The 21,335-nt window shown below is 71.4% G+C and carries 20 protein-coding genes; 11 read left to right on the forward strand and 9 right to left on the reverse strand.

Annotated elements, in window-relative coordinates; translation table 11 throughout:
* The first annotated feature begins 234 nt into the window (after positions 1-234).
* Positions 235-1,002: a creatininase family protein gene (locus ABD339_RS28355; protein ID WP_344569990.1), complete on the forward strand. Its 768-nt coding sequence runs from the start codon at positions 235-237 to the stop codon at positions 1,000-1,002.
* 13 nt (positions 1,003-1,015) lie between these two features.
* On the opposite strand, the gene ABD339_RS28360 is transcribed toward ABD339_RS28355, so the two are convergent.
* From ABD339_RS28360 to ABD339_RS28375, 4 genes are all read right to left on the reverse strand, one after another.
* Positions 1,016-1,903 carry a LacI family DNA-binding transcriptional regulator gene (locus ABD339_RS28360; protein WP_344569991.1) on the reverse strand — a complete coding sequence of 296 codons (888 nt, stop codon included), beginning with the start codon at positions 1,901-1,903 and terminating at the stop codon, positions 1,016-1,018.
* Positions 1,904-2,157: 254 nt separating this feature from the next.
* Positions 2,158-5,286, reverse strand: coding sequence for a discoidin domain-containing protein (locus tag ABD339_RS28365; RefSeq protein WP_344569992.1), 3,129 nt, complete (start codon positions 5,284-5,286; stop codon positions 2,158-2,160).
* A gap of 316 nt (positions 5,287-5,602) precedes the next feature.
* Complete coding sequence (locus tag ABD339_RS28370; RefSeq protein WP_344569993.1) at positions 5,603-5,779, reverse strand: hypothetical protein; 177 nt, start codon at positions 5,777-5,779, stop codon at positions 5,603-5,605.
* Positions 5,776-5,973, reverse strand: coding sequence for a hypothetical protein (locus tag ABD339_RS28375; protein WP_344569994.1), 198 nt, complete (start codon positions 5,971-5,973; stop codon positions 5,776-5,778). The genes ABD339_RS28370 and ABD339_RS28375 overlap by 4 nt, the downstream gene beginning before the upstream one ends.
* Positions 5,974-6,078: 105 nt before the next feature.
* Between ABD339_RS28375 and cas2e the strand changes: the two genes are divergently transcribed.
* Positions 6,079-6,393, forward strand: a complete 315-nt coding sequence (gene cas2e / locus ABD339_RS28380) for a type I-E CRISPR-associated endoribonuclease Cas2e (RefSeq protein ID WP_344569995.1) — start codon at positions 6,079-6,081, stop codon at positions 6,391-6,393.
* Between the two features lie 1,057 nt (positions 6,394-7,450).
* On the opposite strand, the gene ABD339_RS28385 is transcribed toward cas2e, so the two are convergent.
* On the reverse strand, positions 7,451-7,747 hold the full coding sequence (locus ABD339_RS28385; RefSeq protein WP_344569996.1) for a DUF5133 domain-containing protein: 297 nt from the start codon (positions 7,745-7,747) through the stop codon (positions 7,451-7,453).
* Between the two features lie 272 nt (positions 7,748-8,019).
* Here ABD339_RS28385 and ABD339_RS28390 point away from each other — a divergent pair, with 272 nt between their 5' ends.
* Positions 8,020-8,781 (forward strand): VOC family protein, encoded by a 762-nt coding sequence (locus tag ABD339_RS28390; protein WP_344569997.1) that lies wholly within the window; start codon positions 8,020-8,022, stop codon positions 8,779-8,781.
* A 133-nt stretch (positions 8,782-8,914) separates the two neighbouring features.
* Positions 8,915-9,964, forward strand: a complete 1,050-nt coding sequence (locus tag ABD339_RS28395) for an SDR family oxidoreductase (RefSeq protein ID WP_344569998.1) — start codon at positions 8,915-8,917, stop codon at positions 9,962-9,964.
* A 62-nt stretch (positions 9,965-10,026) separates the two neighbouring features.
* Here the strand turns inward: ABD339_RS28395 and ABD339_RS28400 are convergent, their stop codons facing one another.
* Positions 10,027-10,248, reverse strand: coding sequence for a DUF2180 family protein (locus ABD339_RS28400; protein WP_344569999.1), 222 nt, complete (start codon positions 10,246-10,248; stop codon positions 10,027-10,029).
* A 257-nt stretch (positions 10,249-10,505) separates the two neighbouring features.
* Here ABD339_RS28400 and ABD339_RS28405 point away from each other — a divergent pair, with 257 nt between their 5' ends.
* Positions 10,506-10,868, forward strand: a complete 363-nt coding sequence (locus ABD339_RS28405; RefSeq protein ID WP_344570000.1) for a DUF4180 domain-containing protein — start codon at positions 10,506-10,508, stop codon at positions 10,866-10,868.
* A 162-nt stretch (positions 10,869-11,030) separates the two neighbouring features.
* On the opposite strand, the gene ABD339_RS28410 is transcribed toward ABD339_RS28405, so the two are convergent.
* Positions 11,031-11,219, reverse strand: coding sequence for a hypothetical protein (locus ABD339_RS28410; protein WP_344570001.1), 189 nt, complete (start codon positions 11,217-11,219; stop codon positions 11,031-11,033).
* Positions 11,220-11,593: 374 nt separating this feature from the next.
* Here ABD339_RS28410 and ABD339_RS28415 point away from each other — a divergent pair, with 374 nt between their 5' ends.
* Positions 11,594-12,268 (forward strand): AIM24 family protein, encoded by a 675-nt coding sequence (locus ABD339_RS28415; RefSeq protein WP_344570002.1) that lies wholly within the window; start codon positions 11,594-11,596, stop codon positions 12,266-12,268.
* A 72-nt stretch (positions 12,269-12,340) separates the two neighbouring features.
* On the opposite strand, the gene ABD339_RS28420 is transcribed toward ABD339_RS28415, so the two are convergent.
* Both ABD339_RS28420 and ABD339_RS28425 read right to left on the reverse strand, forming a co-directional pair.
* Entirely contained in the window at positions 12,341-13,570 is a 1,230-nt protein-coding gene (locus ABD339_RS28420) for an NAD(P)/FAD-dependent oxidoreductase (RefSeq protein ID WP_344570003.1), read from the reverse strand.
* Positions 13,567-13,914, reverse strand: coding sequence for a bifunctional 3-phenylpropionate/cinnamic acid dioxygenase ferredoxin subunit (locus ABD339_RS28425; RefSeq protein ID WP_344570004.1), 348 nt, complete (start codon positions 13,912-13,914; stop codon positions 13,567-13,569). The genes ABD339_RS28420 and ABD339_RS28425 overlap by 4 nt, the downstream gene beginning before the upstream one ends.
* 251 nt (positions 13,915-14,165) lie before the next feature.
* Here ABD339_RS28425 and ABD339_RS28430 point away from each other — a divergent pair, with 251 nt between their 5' ends.
* From ABD339_RS28430 to ABD339_RS28450, 5 genes are all read left to right on the forward strand, one after another.
* Positions 14,166-14,969, forward strand: a complete 804-nt coding sequence (locus ABD339_RS28430) for an IclR family transcriptional regulator (RefSeq protein WP_344570005.1) — start codon at positions 14,166-14,168, stop codon at positions 14,967-14,969.
* Between the two features lie 210 nt (positions 14,970-15,179).
* Positions 15,180-16,265: an S-(hydroxymethyl)mycothiol dehydrogenase gene (locus tag ABD339_RS28435; protein WP_344570006.1), complete on the forward strand. Its 1,086-nt coding sequence runs from the start codon at positions 15,180-15,182 to the stop codon at positions 16,263-16,265.
* Positions 16,262-18,802: a GcvT family protein gene (locus ABD339_RS28440; protein WP_425576123.1), complete on the forward strand. Its 2,541-nt coding sequence runs from the start codon at positions 16,262-16,264 to the stop codon at positions 18,800-18,802. Before ABD339_RS28435 ends, ABD339_RS28440 begins: the two co-directional genes overlap by 4 nt.
* Before the next feature lie 226 nt (positions 18,803-19,028).
* Positions 19,029-20,216, forward strand: coding sequence for an N-methyl-L-tryptophan oxidase (gene solA / locus ABD339_RS28445; RefSeq protein ID WP_344570007.1), 1,188 nt, complete (start codon positions 19,029-19,031; stop codon positions 20,214-20,216).
* A complete protein-coding gene (locus tag ABD339_RS28450; protein WP_344570008.1) occupies positions 20,213-21,334 on the forward strand; it encodes an aromatic ring-hydroxylating oxygenase subunit alpha in 1,122 nt (373 codons plus the stop codon). The genes solA and ABD339_RS28450 overlap by 4 nt, the downstream gene beginning before the upstream one ends.
* Position 21,335: the final 1 nt, after the last annotated feature.

Here is a 21,335-nt window from a genome sequence, read left to right on the forward strand (position 1 = left end):
AGCAGCACCTCCTCGATCAGCTCCCGATAGCGGTGCTCATGCGTGAGCCCGACCGGGGTGTCCCCCTCAGTCATGAGGATGAAGTCCATAACGCCCCTTCCACCAAATGTTAATTGCCGATAACGTAAGACGTAGTTCAGTCATGGTCAAGTCCCCGTCTAGAGCCCAAGCAGCGTTAGGTGTTGGTAACAACGGGGGCCTGTCCAGACCTGCCGCAAGGAGGAGTGACCACACGTGAGCGAGTTGCGGATCGAGCGCTTGACCTCGCCCGACATCGCGGATGCCATCGCGAGCGGCATGCGTACGGCGGTCCTGCCTTTGGGAGCCACAGAACAGCACGGCGCGCACCTGCCGCTGTCGGTCGACAGCGATCACGCAGACCGCCTGGGCGTCCTTGTCGCCGAGCGGCTTGGTGACGCGCTCGTGCTGCCGACGGTGCGGATCGGCTGCTCCGCGCACCACCTCGGCTTCGCCGGAACGCTCTCGCTGCAGCCCGAAACTCTTGAGGCGATCGTCGCCGACTGCTGCGCAAGCCTTGCCGCACACGGCTTCCAACGTGTGCTGATCTTCTCGGCACACATCGGCAACTACCCGTTGCTCAGTGAGATCGAGGCGAACCTCGCCCCAAGGCTTTCTACCGACCTGGACATCATCGCGTTCGCCGACTCAGCAGCGGTCCTCCAGGCATGGCGGGACGCGGCTCAACGCGTCGCCAGCCTCGCCGACCATGTCGGCGGCCATGCCGACATCGCCGAAAGCTCCATTATGCTCGCCGTCCAGCCGGACGCCGTGAGGAACGATCGCGCAGCCGCAGGCTTCACCGGGTCGATGAACGACGAACTGCTCGCCCGCGTATTCACCGACGGAGTCAAGGCTGTCGCGTCCAACGGAGTACTCGGCAACCCGCACGGCATGTCCTCTGAGCTGGGGTTTGCCTGCCTGAACGCCGTCGCCGACCTACTCACCACACACGCAACGATCCGTTATCGACGACTCACGTAAGCTTCGTACATGACTAGTGCTCTGACCGCATAGGTTCGCCGGGTCGCTCAAGCCGAAGCGCCGAGGGGGCGTCCGCCCCAGCGGATGCCTTTCTCGCTGCGGAAGCGGGCGCGTTCCCGGCGTGCGGCGGCCAGGACGTCTCGGTGGCGGGCGTCGGCGTTGCGCCAGCGTAGGTAGGTGTGCGGAGTACGGGTGTGCACGGGCCGGCCGCCGGTCCCCGGCCGGACGAACACGTCGGGCAGGAACAGACGGCGGCGGGCCCAGCCGGAAGTCCCGCTTCCTCCAGGCCCTTGAGGAAGCCCTGTTCACGGTCGGTGGAGGCCGGGGCCTCGTCGTCCTCGCGTACGAGCACGATCCGGCGGTGTCCGAGTGAGGCGAGGTGGGTGACGACCTCGTGGCTGGCGCTGATGTAGTCGGCGCCGACCCGGGCCAGGTCCTCCGGTTCATCCCTGCGGCCCAGGTGTACGACGGGGAAGCCGTCGGCCACCCTGCGGCCCAGCTCCCCGGCCGGTGCCTGCCGGCCGGGGAAGAGGCAACCGTCAGCGAGCCGTGCCCTGTCGAGCGCTCCGGCCCCAGCGGCCCCGGCTCCGCCGCCGGTGCTGGAGCCGGTGAAGAGCGCCAGGTCGTAGCCGCGTACGGCGGCCTCCTGCTCGACGCCCACCAGGAAGGGGTAGTACGAGTGCTGCACCTCGGTGGGGAAGGTGGCAGTGAAGCTGAAGACGCCGAGCAGGTGGTTGCGCGCCGCGGCGAGCCTGCTGGCTGCCGGATCGGGGACGTAACCGAGGCGGCGTACGGCGTCGAACACCTTGCGCCGGGTCTCCTCGGTGATCGTGGCGCCCGCCTTCCCGGCCCCGAGCACCAGCGAGACCGTGGCCTGCGAGACCCCTGCCAGCCGGGCCACCTCCGCCTGCCGCGGCCGGGACGTACGAGCCGCGGGTGCGGGCGTCCGACCGGGCCTGCCCCGCTTCCTGGGTTCCTCCACCATGCTCCTCCGGATGCATTGATGCGTATTAGTGATGCGCATCAATGACTGCCCTGAACTCCCCGCCGACCGCCGTCAAGAGAGCGGACACAACTTCTTTCCACCACGTCCCGCGGCCCCCGGCACCCGCCGGAGACGGATGCCGCGTGACACCGATGAACTGCGGTGCGGCCCTACGAGGTGATGGTGAGGGCCGTCAGGGCGACGCGCTTCCCGGTGGCGGGGAGGACGTGGAGTGCCACGTAGCGCGCCGTGCGGTCGGCGCGCAGGCTTCCGCGCGTCGGGAGCGGTGCCGCGGCGTCGTAGGCGCGGCCGTCCCGACTGAACTCCACTCGCGCGTCGGGGGCCCGGCCGCCTTGCCATCGGGTGTGGATCTCACCGATGCGCCGCTCCGAGCCCAGGTCGACGACCATGCGACCGCCGGGCGCGGTGGTCCACGTGGTCGCCTCGTCCCCGTCGACGGCGGCCCGCGGGTCCGTCATGCCGGGCGGCAACGGCGCTGTGGGGAAGGTGGTACGGCCGAGTGCCAGGTCAGCGAGGGGGTAGGGCACGGCACGCGGCACGGTCACCGTGGTCACGCGGCCCGCCCGGACCGTGGCGCCCACGCTCGCGCCCTGGGCCGTGATGGTGACGCGGCAAGCAGGCCCGCTCAGCCGCACGGTGCCGCCGTCGATGACCTCGGCCCGCAGCCCGACGAGGCGGCGGCCCGTGGACAGGACCATACGCGGCGGCGCCAGCACGGCCGAGGCAGCGGGCAGTTCGGCACGGTAGGCCGTGCCCGACCCGGTGAGGGTCTGGGTGCCCTCGTAGAGACGGATGTCCTCGGAGGACGAGACCGGGATCGTCACGGTGGCGGTCACCTGGGAGGAGGACAGGTTGAAGAGGCTCAGATGATGTTCGGTGAGGGCCGCCTTGAGATGCGCGGAGTCGGCCACCGGCGTCTTGCGGGCGGCGGCGGCGCGCAACTGTCGCGGTGTCGCGCCCGGAAGTCCTTCGATCAGCAGGTCGCCGGGCGGCCCGTCGGAGAGGACGACCGTGTCGCCGTAGACGGAGACCGGGTTGGCGGCGGAGCCCCGCACGACGAGACCGGCACGGCCGTCGACGTCCAGCCAGCCGCCCCTGCTGGTGAGGTCGGGCCGCGGCCAGGCCACCAGGTCGGTCCACTGCTGTCCGTCGGCCGATCCCTGCAGCCGGTACGCGCGGCCCGCCGCGCTCTCCCAGCGCAGCGTCACCCGGTCCACGGGCCGGGACGCGCCCAGGTCCACGGCGATCCAGCTGTCCGCTCGTGAGCGATCCGCGCGCGATACCGCCCAGCGGCTCGAACCGTCGCCGTCGATCGCGCGTGCGGGCTCTTTGCCCGGGTCGGACGAGGAGGCGGAGGCCGTCGCCCCCGTGCCGCGAGCCAGGTCGTCGCCGGTGGCGCCGTCGCGTATCTCGAACGCGTGGAGCGAGTAGCCGTACGAGGGGTCGGGTCGCACGCCCCGCATGCGCAGATGGCGGAACTCGCCACGCGGAAAGGTGAGTTCGTCGACGCGCGGGCCGGTGGACGGTGAACTCGCGGTCTTCGCCTCGACCGTCACGCTTCCCTCGGCCGACCGGTAGGTGCGGCTGCCGTCGAGGCCCGGTACGCCCGGCATGGACAGGTTGCGCACTTCCAGGTGCCCCTCGCCGTCCGCCGTACCGGTCGTCGCGTACACCACAGCACCGGACGGCAGCGAGGTGAACCCCGCATACCCGTTCTCCAGCGTCAGCAGGCTCGCGCTCCCGTCGAAGCCGTCCCGCAGCCGCGCGTACGCGGTCACACTCCGCTCCACGACCTTCGCCCGGGTGCTCGGCAGGAACATCGGCGTCGTACCGCTGAGCGCGAACAGCCAGTCGTCGTGGGCCGGCTGCCAGGCGAACTTGACGAAGTCCGGCTTGCTGACGACGCCGGCCCACGCCCCGGACGACTGATGGGAGAGCAGGCCAGGACCCGCGCCGTGGTCCTGGACGCCGCTCGCCTCCGCGAAGAGTTCCGCCTGCGACAGGGGCCGCACACGAGCCCGTCCCGAGCGGGTCCGCCACTCGTGCAGGAGATAGCTGATGGCCAGTTCGGCGCGCGCCTCCGGCTCGTACTTCGGCTCACCGGAGAACTTCGCGAGACGGTACCGCGGTGGATACCTCTGATACGCCTCCAGACGTTCGGCGAGGGCGAGTTCGCAGGCGGCCGCCGCCCGGTCGCCGAGGACCTGGGCCAGGAAGGCCAGCGGGATGACGTCGCGGCCGTAGAGGTGCTCCCGATCGGCGACCATCGGCATCAACGGCTCGCCCGCGTCGCTCATCACGCCGAGCAGCGTGCGCCACAGCGGGCGGGCGTTGGGCTGGGCTGTGAGCACCTCGGGCAGGGCCTTGCCCGCGGTGTGGAAGTGGACGGCGTTGCGCGCGGACGTACGCCACAGCTCTGCCTGGTAGTGCGGGCCGAAGGACCCGTGGTTCTCGACGATGAAGGTGTCGTACAGGTTCTGCGCGGTGTTCGCGCTGACGGGGACCCCGTCCACGCGGGCCGGGTTGGCGAGGTCGGCGGCCGGCAGGCCGGCTTCGTTGCGGCTCCAGCGGCCGAAGGCGGCGCGCCACGCCGCGTGCCGCCCGTCGTCGCCCGCCCCCGCCCAGGCCAGTCCGGGGGCGAGTGCCTGGGCGTAGATGCCCATCTCTTCCAGTTTGGTGTCCCCCCGGTGGCCGCCGGTGAGCCCGCCCGGACTCCAGTCGCCGGAGTCGGGATCGTCGGCCGTGCCCAACTCAGCGGTGTACTGGGCCTGTCCGCGGGCGATGGTGTCGATGTCGCGCCGGGTCGCCTCGTCCAGATCGTCCCAGAGCAGACGCGCGGCCAGCACGAAGTAGGACTGGAAGGTGGTGTCGAAGAACAGCCTGCGGCCCCACTGGGTGCCGCCGGCGAGCCGGTTCGAGGACGCGAAGTGCTTCAGCGTGGCGAGCGTCCGTGTGCGCAGGGTGTCCTTGTCGATCCCGGCGCGCTCGGCGTCGAAGGGGCCGCGGGTCAGCAGGACGGCGTTGCCGAGCACGACGGCGAAGCCGAAGTCCTTGTCGGTGTAGTGGCCTCGGTCCGAGTCCCACCGGGTCTCGGACCAGCGGGTGTGCGCGAGCAGGACGCGGTAGTACGTCTCGGCGATCTCGTCCGGCCCTGCCATCGCGTCCGGCTCGGCGGCCGAGGCCGGGCCGAGGGCGAGCGGGAAGGCGGCCGCGGCACCGGAAGCACCGAGCAGCCCCAGTGCCTGACGGCGGGTGAATCTCCGGACTTGTTGTGGCATGGCGGTGCGGCCTCCCGGGCGACAACGTTGTCAGAGTGCGGTCATTCTTGAAGTGCCCCGTGGGCACGTCAAGAGTCGCGGCACATCTGGGGTCACACCATGCGGCCGACGGGGTTCCCAACGATTCACCCCTGCTGGCGTGTTGACCTCCCGCAAAACGAGCCCCACCACGTCCCGGAACAAGAGGTCGACCACTCCACGCCCTGCCGCACGGGTTGAAGATCAAGCTGAGCCGGTGGCATCAGAGTTCAGCACCATCAAGCAACGGGCTCGAACGCGAACACGACAGCCGCCCCGCCGCTGCAGACCTGGGCCTTCACTGGGACGGCGGACCGACCGGGACGACGTTGTCGGCATCCGAGGCCGCCGCGGGGCCGGCCGGAGCCGCCCTCTGGCGTATGAGGAAGGCGTTGACGAAGGCCAGGCGGGTAACCAACTGGCATAGTTCCGCGACCTCTTTGCCCTGATTGATGATGGTCGTCTTGAGTTTCATGACGGTCTTCCGCTGTCACCCCTGGGCTTCGGCGGTCTGCTTGTCTCGGCGCGTGCGCGGGCCCGGGGCTCGGCCATGGCCTGGCTGATGTAGGTCTTGGTGGTCGCCGGGCTGATGACCGGGCGGTCGGCGATCTCGTCGTCGGGCAGACCGTGGGCGGTCAGAGCGACCGCCTTGCGTTCGCCGCTGGTCACTTCCTCCGGCCCGCTGCCGATGTGGGCGGGCCGCAGCTGGATGACGCACCGGGCGATGAGCTTACGGCTGCGGACTGCTCACCCCGGCACCGGAGGGCTGAACCGATGGCCACCATCGGCAAGCGCGGCGCATCCTCTCCCCGCGAAGTCTCCCCCGGCGTCTTCATCGCCAGCCCGTCAGCTCGCATCCGCGACGCGCTCTGGGCAGAGGTACGGGCATACGCGCGCGAAGGCCGAGCCCTGCTGACGTACAGCACCAACACCGAGCAGGGTTACACCTTCGAGACGCACGACCACCACTGGCAGCCCCTGGACCATGAGGGCATCACCCTCATCAGCCGCCCCACCGAACAACCCACCGCCCGCCCACCCCGACAGGGCTGGAGCACCACCGCCGAACGCCGCCGCTATGGGCGTTGAGGGCCCGCCAGACGCACTGGGCACGTCTTGAGCCTTAACCCGGCGTTACCTGCTACGTGCTACCTGCTACGTGGCAGGTAGAGAAGCGCCATCGCCGGGCGTCTGTTCCTCGCGCACGCGGGAAGCAGACGCCCGGTTGGTACGGCACGGTGGTGTGGCTGGGACCATCCCCGCAGGCGCGGGGAGCAGTCTCCCGACGGTGCCCGAGGCAGAAGACGCTCGGGTCCGTCCCCGCGTGCGCGGGGAGCAGTTGCTGACCTGGGCGTTTATCGGGAGACGAGGCCGTTCCGAGCAACAATCAGGCATTCGGACATTTCCACCCCTCGGTCAATGAAGCTCCCCCACACATCCCACTGAACGCAGGATACAAACGAGAAGTTCGCCTGTGCGGCTGACCGCAGCGACGTTCAACCAGTCCTTACTTCGGGCGCTCGCCCGCATGGCCGCTATCGACTTCGGATCGAGCCCGAGGTGTTCCGTGACGACGACCACGAGGGCACTCATTCGCTCCCAGAGAATAGACAGACGTCCATATCGATTTTTGCCCACGGTGATCGCGCATCGTACTGGAGCAGGGGAGAGCGTACGGGCGACTTGAAGGTCTTCCGGACCAGAGGCGGCCGGGCGACGGAGATACCGGGTGCGTCGGTCGCGGCGGAGCGGGAGCCGCAGTCGCTGATCGCCTCCGTTGCAGGCGCCAGAGAGCCCTCCCCAAGGGCAAGGCACCGGCACTTTCGAGCACGGCGGTGCCGGTGCCGGTGGTGAGCGTGCCGCGGCAGCGGCTGGAGGGGGCGCGGGGGGAGTCGCAGCAGCTCTACTTCGTCTACCGGGAGGGGTTCCAGAAGTTCACTTCGGTGCGGGTGCCGCCGCGCAAGGCGGTCGTGGCGGTGCGCCGCGCTGGCCGCCACCTGGCGCCCCGTCCGCGCGAGGGCGGGGTGCCACGGATACGTGGGCGGACGAGCGGGCTCCGGCGCGGCCCTGAGCAGGGCGCGTTCGGGGGTCTGCCACAGAGCGCGGGCCTCGGTCTGCCACGGGCCGAGGCCCGCGCCCGGTCTCATCAGGCCACGGCGCTCCGCCGCGCCGGGCCCGCCTGGGCCGGAGGTGCCGCGGGGGCGCCAGAGGCGGAGGCGGCAGGGACAGCCGGGGTAGCGCGGACAGCAGTAGCAGCCGGGACAACGGGTGTCTGGTCTATGTGCGCGCGGGCCGCCGCGAGCGCCTCCCCTATCTCACGTGTGGCGGTGGAGACACACAGCGTGTACGAGACGTCATCCAGCTTCTGGCGCTCGGCCGGACGGCCGTGCAGCGCCTCATAGCGTGTGAGCAGCTCTCGCAGGGTGTCGGGGTGGGCCATCATGGCGACTCTCCTCGGTGGCGCACGGCGGCGCGCGACGTGGAACGTTCGGAAGGCACGGCGAGCACGGCTCCCGCACTCGGTGCCACCCGGCCAGTTCCCGCGCCCGAATCCAGCAAAACTCTTAAAGTCGGACATTTCCATATTCGTTTCGCGTTGCCCGGCTCGGGGCACCCCGGCGCGCGGGGACCGGAAACACGCACAGGCGAAGAAGCCGAACCGGAACGAGCACGAAAGCGAGAGAGCGGGAAACGCAGGAGGCTAGAGGTGACGTGATGGATTCCGTACCCGGAGTGCCCTGCTGGGTGAGCCTTACAACCCGCAACCGGCAGGCCACCGAGGAGTTCTACGGAGCCGTACTGGGCTGGTCCTTCGAGGACAGCACGCTGGGACCCGGATTCCGCGTGGCGACGCGGGAGGGCGAGCCGGTGGCGGGTTTCAACGAGGGCGCTGTCTCCTGGCAGTTGCCGGTGCGCTGGACCGTCTTCTTCTCGGTCGAGGACGCGGGACGCGCGGCCGAGCGCATCAACGAACGCGGGGCGACCGTCGCCGTCGGCCCGATCCGGCTGGGCATGGGCCGCGCCGCGATGGCCGCCGACCCCTACGGCGCCCCCTTCGGCGTGTGGCAGGGCGCCCTGCCGCGCGGCTGGGGGCTCGGCGCCGGGCACGCACCAGCCTGGCTGGAACTGGTCACCCGGGACGCCTTCGCCGCCGCACTCTTCTACGGCGAGGTCCTGGAATGGGCCAAGAACCCCAGCCACGGGGTCAGTTACGAGGAGCAGGACGACGAGGTGCACATCCTCATCGACGGGGAGACCGTCGCGGGGCTGCGCGGCGGCGGCGTCGAGGCCGCACCCGACCCGCAGGCCCGCACCCGCTGGGAGGTGTTCTTCCGGGCCCTCGACCTCGACGGGGCGCTCGCCGCCGCCGAGCAGGCGGGCGGTGAGATCCTCACTCCCCCGGAGCGGGTGACCCACGGCCATGTGGCCTCGCTCCGCGACCCGGACGGCGGCTTGTTCTGCCTGCTCGGGCCGTGACGACCGGTATGCCGCACCGCCGCGCGCGGTGCGGCATTCCGCTGCCCGCTTCCGCTGCCGTACGGATTCCGGCGCGTCCAGCGGGTACCCGGCGGACCGGTACACAGGAGAGCGCCGTGGAGGTGTGGTGGCGATGAGGCAGCGGAAGCCCGCGAAAGCGAACCGAAAAGTGGACGACGGTGGCCGGGTGGTCGTGGTCACCGGCGCGAGCGCCGGAGTGGGCAGGGCCACGGCCCGCGCCTTCGGGGCACAGGGCGCCGCCGTCGCACTGATCGCGCGCGGCGAGGAGGGCCTGGAGCGGGCCGCCGAGGACGTGCGGGAGGCAGGCGGCGAGGCGCTGCCGCTCAGTCTCGACGTCAGCGACCACGAGGCGGTGCGGGCGGCGGCCGACCGCGTGGAGCGGGAGCTGGGCCCGATCGACGTATGGGTCAACGCGGCGTTCACGACGGTCTTCGCGCCGGTCACCGAAGTGGAGCCCGAGGAGTTCCGCCGCGCCACCGAGGTCAGCTATCTCGGCTTCGTGCACGGGACCCAGGCGGCGCTGCGGCACATGCTGCCGCGTGACTCCGGAACCATCGTCCAGGTGGGTTCCGCGCTGGCCTACCGCGGCATCCCCCTCCAGGCCGCCTACTGCGCGGCCAAGCACGCCGTCCAGGGCTTCCACGAGTCGCTGCGCTGCGAGCTGCTGCACAAGGGCAGCCGGGTGCGGGTCACCATGGTGCAGCTGCCGGGCCTGAACACCCCGCAGTTCACCTGGGTGCGCTCCCGGCTGCCGCACAACCCCCGCCCCGTGGCGCCCGTATACCAGCCCGAGGTCGCGGCGCGGGCCATCGTGCACGCCTCGGCGCACGCCCGGCGGCGCGAATTCTGGGTGGGCGGCTCGACGGTCGCCACGCTGCTGGGCGACAAGTTCGCGCCCGGACTCCTGGACCGCTATCTGGCCAGGACCAACATCAAGGCCCAGCAGACCGAGTACGACCGCTCCCCGCTCCAGCCCGACAACCTGTGGCAGCCGCCGGACCGGGAGAAGGACTACGGCGCGCACGGCGAGTTCGACGCCGAGTCCTCCGCGCGCAGTCCCCAGCAGTGGGCCTCCCGTCACCACGGGCTGCTCGCGCTGGGCGCGGGGGCCGCTGCCGCCACGGCGCTCACGGCCGTACGGCGCGCGGCGCGGTCGAAGTAGAAGTAGGGGTCGAAGTGAGCCCGAAGGGGAAGTGAGCCCGAAGTGAGGTGGGTAGCCCAGCGTCACTCGCCGGGTTCACCCATCACCGTACGGTGGCACTTCAGGCACACGAGGCGACGGGAGTCCCGCTGGGACCACACCCGCCCCGGACCGCCCCCGCTGCCACTGCGTACGGGCTCGGGATCGTCATGCAGGTGACGGGCGCACACGGCCGCCCCGCAATCGACACAGACGGCGACCGCCGGGGTGTCGGTGCCCTCGTTGGAGCAGTCGTAGCAGTTCATGCCGGGTCCCCTTCTCTCGGTGCGCGAAGGCTGTCCTCGCACGACAGGCCGGGCGGCATCCGGGTTCCCCCGCGCGGGGCCCCGCACGCGTCCCCGGTGAGGCCGCGCGGGCCGCGCCCCGCACTGTGGGCCCGCCGCTTCCCGGCCCGTCCCCCGGCACCCTCCCCCGCCACCGGTCGTCACCGCCCGTCACCACCCCGCACCGGCCCCGGAAAATGCGGTGCTCGCGGGTCGGGCGCGCGGCTAGCCTCCCCCTCATGAGCACCCTGCGGACGATCCACGATGTGCCCGTTTTCCTGTGCGCTGCCGAGGGCGAGGCCATCTGCGGCGAGCGGGAGGCCCTGGATCTCATCGGAAACGCGTCCTACCAGGGTGCCCAGTGGGTCGTGCTCCCCGTTGAGCGGCTGGCCGACCACTTCTTCCAGCTCTCCACCCGCGTGGCCGGGGACATCGCCCAGAAGTTCGTGAACTACCGCATGGGCCTCGTCGTGCTCGGCGACATCTCCCGCCACACGGCGTCCAGCACGGCGCTGCGGGACTTCGTCCGCGAGTCCAACCGGGGGCGGCAGCTGTGGTTCCTCACCGACCTCGACGAGCTGCGCGAGCGGCTGAAGCCCTAGCGTCTCTCCTGGCGAGCTTCTGCTGACGAGGTCCCACGGTCGATGTCCGGCCGGCGGTGGCCGGTCACTCGCCGGGATTCTCCGAGGGCGCCGTAACCGCTCCCAAGAGCGGCTCCGGCTCATCCCCCCGGCCCGGCGGGGCGCGGGGGATGAGCGGCTGCGCTACGGCTGGACGATCTTCCAGTGGCCGACCTCGCGGTAGGCGGAGTCGTAGATGGCCGAGCCGTCGCCCGGCACCAGCTCGTAGTGGTGGAGGTTGCCGCCCCAGTAGCGCAGGACGCGGCCGAGTTCGGCGACGGTCCGCCCCTTGTCGTGCGGGGTGTCGATGTCGACTTCGAGTACGAACTTCACTTCGGTCGCCTCCGGGGAAAGGGGAAAGGGGTCGGCATACGGGGATGCACGGGAAAGGGGCGGCCCGGTGGCGCCCCGGGGCGTGCCCGCTGCCGTTGCCTGCTTGCTTGCCTTCTATCGTTTCATTGAACTTCCCTTGGAGACTTTGAAGAGACATCGACGAGAGTCCGGCTTCCTGGGCGGGCTGATCGGTGCGGAGGCGGCCAGTGACTCCGGGGAAGGTCTCAAAGGCGGGTGACGGCGGCGTGGCACGTCTGGCGATGCGGGAGGTCTTCCGGGGCGAGGGCGGGGGTGTTCGCGCGCGGTGGCCTGGATAGGGTGCCGGAGGACGGGTTTGCCCTTGTTGACGACCGAGGAAGACCGGGGGAGCGTAGATGCAGAGTGAACTTTTCGCCTCGAAGAACATGGCCGAGCCCAGCACCATGGCGGGGATGGTGCTGCAGAACGACAAGTGCGTGAAGTACGCGGTGAACGGCGAGTGTTACGCCCGGCAGGGCTCGATGGTCGCCTTCCGCGGTGACCTGCGCTTCGACAAGAAGGGCCAGGGGGTCGGCAACTTCCTCAAGCGGCAGGTGACCGGTGAGGGGCTCGCGCTCATGACGGTCAGCGGCCAGGGTGAGGCGTGGTTCGCGCACGAGGCGGCGAACTGCTTCATCGTGGACATCGCCTCCGGGGACTCCCTGACCATCAACGGCCGCAACGTGCTGTGCTTCGACGCGGGCCTCCACTACGAGATCGGCGTCGTCAAGGGCGCGGGAATGAGCGGCGGCGGGCTGTTCAACAGCGTCTTCAGCGGGCAGGGCCGGCTCGCGGTGATCTGCGAGGGCTCGCCCGTCGTCATCCCCGTCTCGTCGCAGGCCCCGGTGTTCGTGGACACGGACGCGGTGGTGGGCTGGAGCGCGCAGCTGCGGACCTCGCTGCACCGCTCCCAGAGCATCGGCTCGATGATCCGGGGCGGCTCCGGTGAGGCCGTGCAGCTGCGGCTGGACGGAGAGGGCTTCGTGATCGTCCGCCCGAGCGAGGCCAAGCCGGCGCCCACCACCAACTAGCCCCGCCGCGCGGCGCGGGCCTGCCGGGCCGGTGGGGGCGGGCCTGCCCGGGCCCGCCCCGTGCGGGCTCTCTCAGACCGCGGCCAGGCCGCCGCTGCGCGACAGTTGGCGGCGCAGGCGGGCGAAGGGGCGGGGGCGGTTGGCGGCGAGGACGGCGGTGGTGGCTCCGTCGCGCTCGTAGACGGCGAGGAAGCTGCGGTCCTCGGGGGCGCCCTCGACCAGCCGTACGGTGTCCTCGGGCTGCGGGTGTCCGGCGAGTTGGAGGCGGATGCCGTACTGGTCGGACCAGAAGTACGGCAGGGCCGTGTACGTCTCAACGGTCGCCCCGGCCAGCAGGTTCCGCGCGGCGACGGCGGACTGTTCCATGGCGCTGGTCCAATGCTCGGCCCGGTGCCCGGCGCTGCGGGCGACATCGCCGACGGCCACGACTCCGGGAACCGTGGTCATGCCGCCGGCGTCGCAGAGCACGCCGTCGTCGAGCGGGATCCCGGAACCTTCGAGCCATCCGGTGGCCGGGCGTACGCCGATCCCCACGACGACGACGTCGGCGGGCAGATGCCGGCCGTCGGCCAGTTCGACCCAGGCGACCCGGGTGCGCCCGCCCTCGCCCCGCACGGCGCCCCCGCCGTGTCCGTCACCGGCGCGGTGCCCCTCCCGGCGACCGTCGCCGTGCAGCGCGCGCACCCCGGTTCCGGTGAGCAGGGTGACCCCGTGGTCGGTGTGCAGGTCGGCGCAGAACGCGGCCATGCGGGCGCCGAGTTGGGGCAGCAGCGGCTGCGCCGCGGCTTCGACGACGGTCACGTTGTGGCCCAGCGTGGCGCAGGAGGAGGCCACTTCGGCGCCGATGAAACCGGCGCCGATGACCACGACCCGCACCTGGCCCCGGCTCAACTCCTCGCGGAGCGCGGCGGCGTCGTCGAGGGTGCGCAGGGTGTGCACCCCGTCCAGCGGCTCGCCCGGCAGGGCGCGGGCCACGGCGCCGGTGGCCAGGACCACGCCGTCGGTGGCCAGTCTGCGGCCGTCCGCGAGCACCACGGTGCGCTCCGGGGGGTCGAGCCCCTCGGCGCGGGTGCCCAGCAGCCAGTCGGCGTCCAGCTCGCCGATCTCCCCGGCGTCGGCGAGGGCGAGCCGTTCGGCGGTGAGCGCGCCGGTCAGGAACTCCTTGGACAGGGGCGGGCGGTCGTAGGGGCGATGACGCTCTTCCCCTACGATCACCAGCCTGCCGTCGTATCCCTGCGCGCGCAGCGACATGGCAGCGTGCAGTCCGGCGAGGGAGGCGCCGATCACGGTGATGGTCCTCATGCGGCGGTCTCCTGTCCGGCCTCGGCGGCCTGCGCTGTTTCTGCGGGGGCGGCGTGCACCCACACGGTGCCGTCGAGCACGCTCACCGGGTAGGTGCGCAGGGCGCGGCGGGCCGGGAGACAGGTGGGGGTGCCGTTGCGCAGGTCGAATGAAGCCGCGTGGAGCGGGCATTCGATCAGGCAGCCTTCCAGCCATCCCTCGGAGAGTGACGCGTCCTGGTGGGTGCAGGTGTCATCGACGGCGTACAGCTCGCCGTCGGCGTTGAAGACGGCGATGGGAGGGTCGAGGTCGAGGCGGATGGACTCACCTGCGGGCAGGTCGTCAAGGCGGCAGACGGGTATCACTGTGAATCACCTCGCGAGCGGGTGCTGGATTCCCGGCCGGTCGGGGCCGGAGTATGCCGGGATGCGCTTCGCTACCATCCGAGTTCCGTATCGCGCACGATGGAGCGTGATGCGCAACAGAATCCAAGCGGGGAGGCTTCACGTCAAGCACTCGCCGATGACCTCCATCGATACTCCGGGGAGGGCGGCCCCCAGCCGTGCACCACGAACCGGGAACCACGACCAGGCCACCAGGCGGTGACGTTGAGCAGATGAGCGAAAAGACGGAGGACACGGGATCGGTAAAGCAACCGAGAGCCGCGGCCGGATCGGTCCAGTCGGTGGACCGGGCCGTCAGCGTGCTGGAGATTCTCGCCCGGCACGGCGAGGCCGGAGTGACGGAGATCGCCGAGGAGTTGGGGGTCCACAAGTCCACGGCCTTCCGCCTGCTGGGTGTGCTGGAGGCCAGAGGGCTGGTCTCCCAGGAGCAGGATCGCGGGAAGTACTACCTGGGCCCCGGGGTACTGCGGCTGGCGGGCGCCGCGGCCTCGCGGCTGGACATCTCGCAGGAGGGCGCGCCTGTCTGCCGTGAGCTGGCCGAGGACGCGGGCGAGACGGCGAACATCGCCGTCCTCGACGACGACGCGGCGGTCAACATCATGCAGGCGCGCGGCTCCTCGTCGGTGACGGCGCAGAACTGGCTGGGGCGGCGCACCCCGCTGCACGCCACCTCCAGCGGCAAGGCGCTGCTGGCGCACCAGCCCAAGTCGCTCCAGGAGAGCGTGCTGTCGCGCAAGCTGCCACGGCTGACGGATGCCACCGTCACCTCGCCCGCCGAGCTGCGCGAGGAGCTGCGGGGCGTGGTCAAGGCGGGGTTCGCGGTAGCGAGGGACGAACTGGAGATCGGTTTGCACGCGGTCGCGGCTCCGGTGCGGGCCCACGACGGGAAGGTGATCGGCGCGATCAGCGTTTCGGGGCCCTCCTACCGGCTGGAGGAGGAGCGCCTCCAGGAGGTGGCCAAGCGCACGATCGCGGCGGCGCAGGACCTCTCGCGCCGGATGGGCTACGCCTACTGACGTCCTGCACCAGCTTTCTGACGGGGCGTCAACCACGCTCCGACCACCGACAAGCGCGGGTACCGGCCTCGCCCGTGCCCGCGCTGTCGTTTCTGACGACCCGTCATGAACAGCTGATCCACAACTCTTGACGCGGCCCGTCCGGCATTCTCACTATGTTCCTCATAGCGCAACCAGTCGTGCACTACGCAACAACTGCGAGGTCTGGGAATGCCACACGAGGTCCGCGCTGTCATCGCGATGAAGAAGGACGCCCCGGCTGAGGTGCACACGGTCCTGGTACCGGACCCCGGCCCCGGCGAAGTCCTCGTATCCGTCCAGGCATGCGGCGTATGCCACACCGATCTGCACTACCGGGAAGGCGCGGTCAGCGACCAGTTCCCGTTCCTGCTCGGCCACGAGGCCGCGGGCATCGTGGAGTCCACGGGCCCCGGCGTCACCGACCTGCGCCCCGGCGACTTCGTCGTACTCGCCTGGCGCTCCCCCTGCGGCAGCTGCCGCGCCTGCCGCAAGGGCCGGCCGTGGTACTGCTTCGACTCCCGCAACGCCCGCCAGGCCATGACCCTGCTGGACGGCACCCCGCTGACGCCCGCGCTCGGCATCGGCGCCTTCGCCGAGAAGACGCTCGTGGACGCGGGCCAGGCCGTCAAGGTCGATCCCGCCGCGCGGCCCGAGGCCGCCGGGCTCATCGGCTGCGGCGTCATGGCCGGCTGGGGGGCCGCCGTGCACACCGGCGGCGTCACCAACGGCGACACCGTCGCGGTCATCGGCTGCGGCGGCGTCGGCAACGCCGCCATCGCCGCCGCCTCCCTCGCCGGAGCCCGCCGGGTGATCGCGGTGGACATCGACGACTCCAAGCTCGACACCGCCACCCGCTTCGGCGCCACGCACAGCGTCAACTCGCGCGGCACCGACCCCGTCGAGGCCGTACGCCAGCTCACCGGAGGCCACGGCGCCGACCTGGTGATCGAGGCGGTCGGCCGGCCCGAGACCTACCTCCAGGGCTTCGCCATGCGCGACCTGGCGGGCGTCCTCGTCCAGGCCGGGGTCCCCTCGCCCGGTGTCCACATCGAACTCCCCCTCCTGGAGCTGTTCTCCCGGGGCGGGGCCCTCAAGTCCTCCTGGTACGGGGACTGTCTGCCCAGCCGGGACTTTCCCGTACTGATCGACCTGTATCTGAGCGGCAAGCTCGACCTGGGCGCCTTCGTCACCGAGACCATCGAGCTGGACGAGGTCGAGATCGCCTTCGAGCGGATGCTGCGCGGCAAGGTCCTGCGATCGGTGGTGGTCCTGTGAGCACCCTCCCCGCCGGCTCCGCGACCGGGGGCGCCCCCTGCGCGGAACGCCGCACCGGACGCGTCGTGATCATCGGCGCGGGAATCGTCGGCTGCGCGCTGGCCGACGAGCTGACCGCACGCGGCTGGCGCGACGTCACCGTCCTCGAACAGGGCCCGCTCGCCTCCCCCGGCGGATCCACCTCCCATGCGCCGGGCCTGGTCTTCCGCACCAGCCCGTCCAGGACGCTGACGGCCTACGCGGCCTACACCGTCGAGAAGTTCAGCTCGCTGCGAGTCGAGGGGCGCTCCTGCTTCTTGCCGGTGGGCGGTCTGGAGGTCGCCGCGAGCGAGGAGCGCTGGCTCGACCTGCACCGCAAGGCCGGGCTCGCCGCCTCCTGGGGCATCCAGGGCGAGCTGGTCGGTCCCGCGCGGTGCGCCGAGCTGTTCCCCCTGCTCGACCCCGGCCGGGTGCGCGGCGGCTTCCACACCCCGGGCGACGGCCTGGCCCGCGCCGTGCTCGCCTGCCACGCGCAGACCGCGCGCGCCCAGCGGCGCGGGGCCCGCTTCCTGGAGCGGCACACCGTCACAGGTATCGAACGCGAAGGCGGCCGGGTCACCGGAGTCGTCACCGACCGGGGCGCCTTCCCCGCCGACCACGTCGTCTCGGCCGCCGGCTTCTGGGGCCCGGTCATCGGCGCCATGGCCGGAGTGGACGTACCGCTGCTGCCGCTGGCACACCAGTACGCGAAGACCGCGCCGCTGCCCTCCCTCAGCGGAGCGAGCGCCGGAATCGGGGGCGGGGGCGGGGGCGGACCGCGCGGCGCCGAAGCCGTCCGGCCCATCCTCCGCCACCAGGACCACGACCTGTACTACCGCGAGCACCTCGACCCCGCCGGCGGCGCGGGCCGCATCGGCATCGGGACCTACGCGCACCGCCCGCTGCCGGTCGATCCCCACGCGATACCCGCCTACGACGAGGCGCCCGTCATGCCCTCCTCGCTGCCCTTCACCGAGGAGGACTTCGCGCCCAGTTGGGCGGAGACCGGCCGGATGCTGCCCGCGCTGGCCGCCTCCCGGGTGGCGGAGGGCTTCAACGGCGTCTTCTCCTTCACCCCGGACGGCATGCCGCTGCTGGGCGAGTCCCGTGAGCTGCGCGGATTCTGGCTCGCCGAGGCCGTGTGGGTAACCCACTCCGCGGGGGCGGCGCGCGCCGTCGCCGAGTGGATGACCGACGGCCGCACGACCGTGGACGCGCACGAATGCGACCTGCACCGCTTCGAGAAGGCCCAGCGCTCCCCCGCGTATGTGCGCGAGCGCGGGCAGCGCAGCTTCGTCGAGGTCTACGACGTCATCCACCCGCTCCAGCCGCCCGAGCGGCCCCGGCCGCTGCGCACCAGCCCCTTCTATCCACGCCAGCGCGAACTGGGCGCCCGCTTCCTGGAGTCCGGCGGCTGGGAGCGCCCGCACTGGTACGAGGCCAACGCGCCGCTCGTGGCGGAGCTGGGCGTGCAGGTGCCCGAGCGGGACGCCTGGGCCGCCCGGTACTGGTCCCCGATCGCCGCCGCAGAGGCGAAGGCCACCCGCGAGAAGGTCGCGCTCTACGACATGACGCCGCTGCGCAGGCTGGAGGTCTCGGGGCCCGGGTCGCTCGACTTCCTCCAGCGCATGACCAGCAACAACCTCAAAAAGCGGGTCGGCTCCGTCACCTACACCCTGCTCCTGGACGAGACCGGCGGCATCCGCAGCGACCTGACGGCGGCCCGGCTCGGCCCCGAGCGCTGGCAGCTCGGCGCCAACACCCCGGCCGACCTCGACTGGCTCATCCGCCGGGCACCAGAGGGCGTACAGGTACGCGATGTCACCTCCGGCACCTGCTGCGTCGGGGTGTGGGGCCCGCTCGCCCGTGAACTGGTCCAGCCGCTGACCCCCGCCGACTTCTCCCACGAAGCCTTCGGCTACTTCAAGGCCCGCGAGACCTATGTCGGCCACGTCCCCGTCACCGCGCTGCGGCTGAGCTATGTGGGCGAGCTGGGCTGGGAGCTGTACGCCGACGCCGATGTCGGGCTGCGGCTGTGGGACACCCTGTGGGAGGCCGGGCAGCGGCTGGGGGTCGTCGCCGCGGGGCGCTCCGCCTTCAACAGCCTCCGGCTGGAGAAGGGGTACCGCGCCTGGGGCGCCGACATGACCGCCGAGCACACCCCGGAAGAGGCGGGGGTCGGCTTCGCCGTACGGCCCGCCAAGGGCGAGTTCACCGGGCGGGAAGCTCTCGCCGCACTCGGTGCCCCCGCGCGGCGGCTGGTGTGCCTGACCCTTGATGACCCTGCGGCGGTCGTGATGGGCAGCGAACCCGTCCATGTGGACGGCGTGCCCGCCGGCTATGTGACCAGTGCGTCCTACGGCTACAGCGTGGGGCGGTGTGTGGCCTACGCGTGGGTCCCGGCCGGGGCGGCTTCACCCGGGACACCCGTGCATGTGGAGTACTTCGGCGAGAAGGTCTCCGCGACGGTTGCGGCAGAGCCGCTTTTCGACCCCGAGATGGCCCGGATCCGCTGCTGAGTGCTCCACCGGAAGTGCCGAGGGTTCCGTCCCGGCTGCGACGCATCGTGGCTGGTCGCGCAGTTGCCCGCGCCCCTTCGGGGGACGGCCGAACCGCACCGGATTCCGGCGGGGCCGCTCAGTGCCCTTGTCCCAGCTGACTGGATTTCAGCCCGTCCGGGTGCACGAGCGCACCTCCCGGCCGAAGGCCGGCTGAGCGGACCGGGAGCCACAAGAGGAGGCTCAATTGAAGACGTCCCGCGACATCATCGTCATCGGCCTCGGCGGCATGGGCAGTGCCGCCGCCTGTCACCTCGCGGCGCGCGGCCAGCGCGTCCTGGGCCTGGAGCGGTTCGGGCCCGCGCACAACCGCGGCTCCAGCCACGGCGGCTCCCGCATCACCCGCCAGTCCTACTTCGAGGACCCGGCCTATGTGCCCCTTCTCCTGCGGTCCTACGAGCTGTTCGCCAAGCTGGAGCGCGACACCGGCCGCGACATCGCCACGCTGTGCGGCGGCGTCATGCTGGGGCGCCCCGACAGCCGGACCGTCGCGGGCAGCCTCCGTTCCGCCCAGGAGTGGGGCCTCCCCCACGAGCTGCTGGACGCCAAGGAGGTGCGCCGCCGCTTCCCGACGCTGACACCGGGCGAGGACGAGGTGGCGCTGTACGAGGAGCGGGCCGGGTTCGTACGGCCCGAGGCAACGGTCACCGCGCATGTGCAGCTCGCCCTCCAGGCGGGCGCCGAGCTGCGGTTCGAGGAGCCGGTGACCCGCTGGGAGGTGCTGCCCGGCGGCAAGGGCGTACGGGTGCACACCGCCGACGACGTCTACACGGCCGGGCATCTGGTGGTGTGCCCGGGGGCCTGGGCGCCGCGGCTGCTGGCCGGTCTCGGGATCGGCTTCGCCATCGAGCGGCAGGTCATGTACTGGTTCCAGCCGCCCGGCGGCACCGCGCCCTTCGAGCCCGGGCGGCATCCCATCTACATCTGGGAGGACGCCGAGGGCGTCCAGATCTACGGCTTCCCCGCCATCGAGGGCCCGGACGGCGGCGCGAAGGTCGCCTTCTTCCGCAAGGGCAGCGACTGCGACCCGGAGACCATCGACCGTACGGTCGCCGAGGAGGAAGTGGCGGCGATGGCCGCCCAGTTGGCGCCCCGGATACCGGCCCTGCCCGGCCGCCTGCGCAAGGCCGTGACCTGCATGTATACGACGACTTCCGACGAACACTTCGTACTGGCCCGGCATCCGGCGCACCCGGACTCGGTGACGGTGGCGTGCGGGTTCTCCGGGCACGGCTTCAAGTTCGTCCCCGTGATCGGCGAGATCGTCGCCGATCTCGCGCTCAACGGCACCACCGAGCATCCCATCGCCCTGTTCGACCCGCTGAGGGCCCCGCTGGGGCAGTCCGCGACTCCCGAGGGAGAGACCACGACATGACGACCGCCGTCGGCAGCCTGCTGGCGACCCTGCCAGGACACCGCTACACCGACCCGGAGACCTTCCGGCGCGAGCAGGAGCGCATCTTCGAGACCGACTGGTACTGCGCCGTGCGCGCGGCCGACCTGGACAAGCCCGGCGCCTACCGCACCGTCCAGGTCGGCCGGGAGAGCGTGCTGGTGACCCGCAACCGGCGAGGCGAACTGCGCGCCTTCTTGAACGTGTGCCGGCACCGGGGTGCGCGGCTGTGCACCGCGGAGTCCGGCGAGGTGCGGCGCAGCCTGCAATGCCCGTACCACGCCTGGACCTACGACCTGGACGGCAGGCTGACGGCCGCGCCGAACCTGACGCGGATGCCGGATGTGGACCGCGCCCGCTACGGGCTGCACTCCGTGCGGCTGCGCGAGTGGCTGGGCTACGCCTGGGTGTGCCTGGCCGGGGAGCCGCCCTCGTTCGAGGAGACGGTGATGAGCGAGGTGGCCGAACGGCTGGGCGGCGCCGACGTCATCGGGCACTACGCCATCGAGTCACTGGCCCTGGGCAAGCGGCACACCTACGACGTGGCGGCCAACTGGAAGCTGATCATCGAGAACTTCATGGAGTGCTACCACTGCGCCACCATCCACCCCGAACTGACCGAGGTGCTGCCGGAGTTCGCCGACGGGTTCGCCGCCCAGTACTACGTAGGACACGGGCCCGAGTTCGCCGAAGGGGCGGCGGGCTTCACCGTGGACGGCAGCGCCGGCTTCGGACGGCTGCCGGGCCTGCCCGACGCACACGACCGCCGCTACTACGCCCTCACCATCCGCCCCCAGGTCTTCGTGAACCTGGTGCCCGACCATGTGATCGTGCACCGGATGTTCCCGATGGCCGAGGACCGGACGGTCGTGGAGTGCGACTGGCTCTACGCCCCCGAGGTCGTCGCAGGAGGCGCCGACCTCTCGCGCTCGGTGGAGCTGTTCCACCGCGTCAACCTCCAGGACTTCGACGCCTGTGAGCGCACCCAGCCGGCCATGGCCTCCCGCGCCTACCGGGACGGCGGGGTGCTGGTGCCCAGCGAGCACCACATCGGCGAGTTCCACGAGTGGGTCACGGCCCGGCTCACCGCGGAGAGCTGAC

Origin of the sequence: Streptomyces axinellae (assembly GCF_039532135.1) — a bacterium.
In the GTDB taxonomy this organism is placed as follows: domain Bacteria; phylum Actinomycetota; class Actinomycetes; order Streptomycetales; family Streptomycetaceae; genus Streptomyces; species Streptomyces axinellae.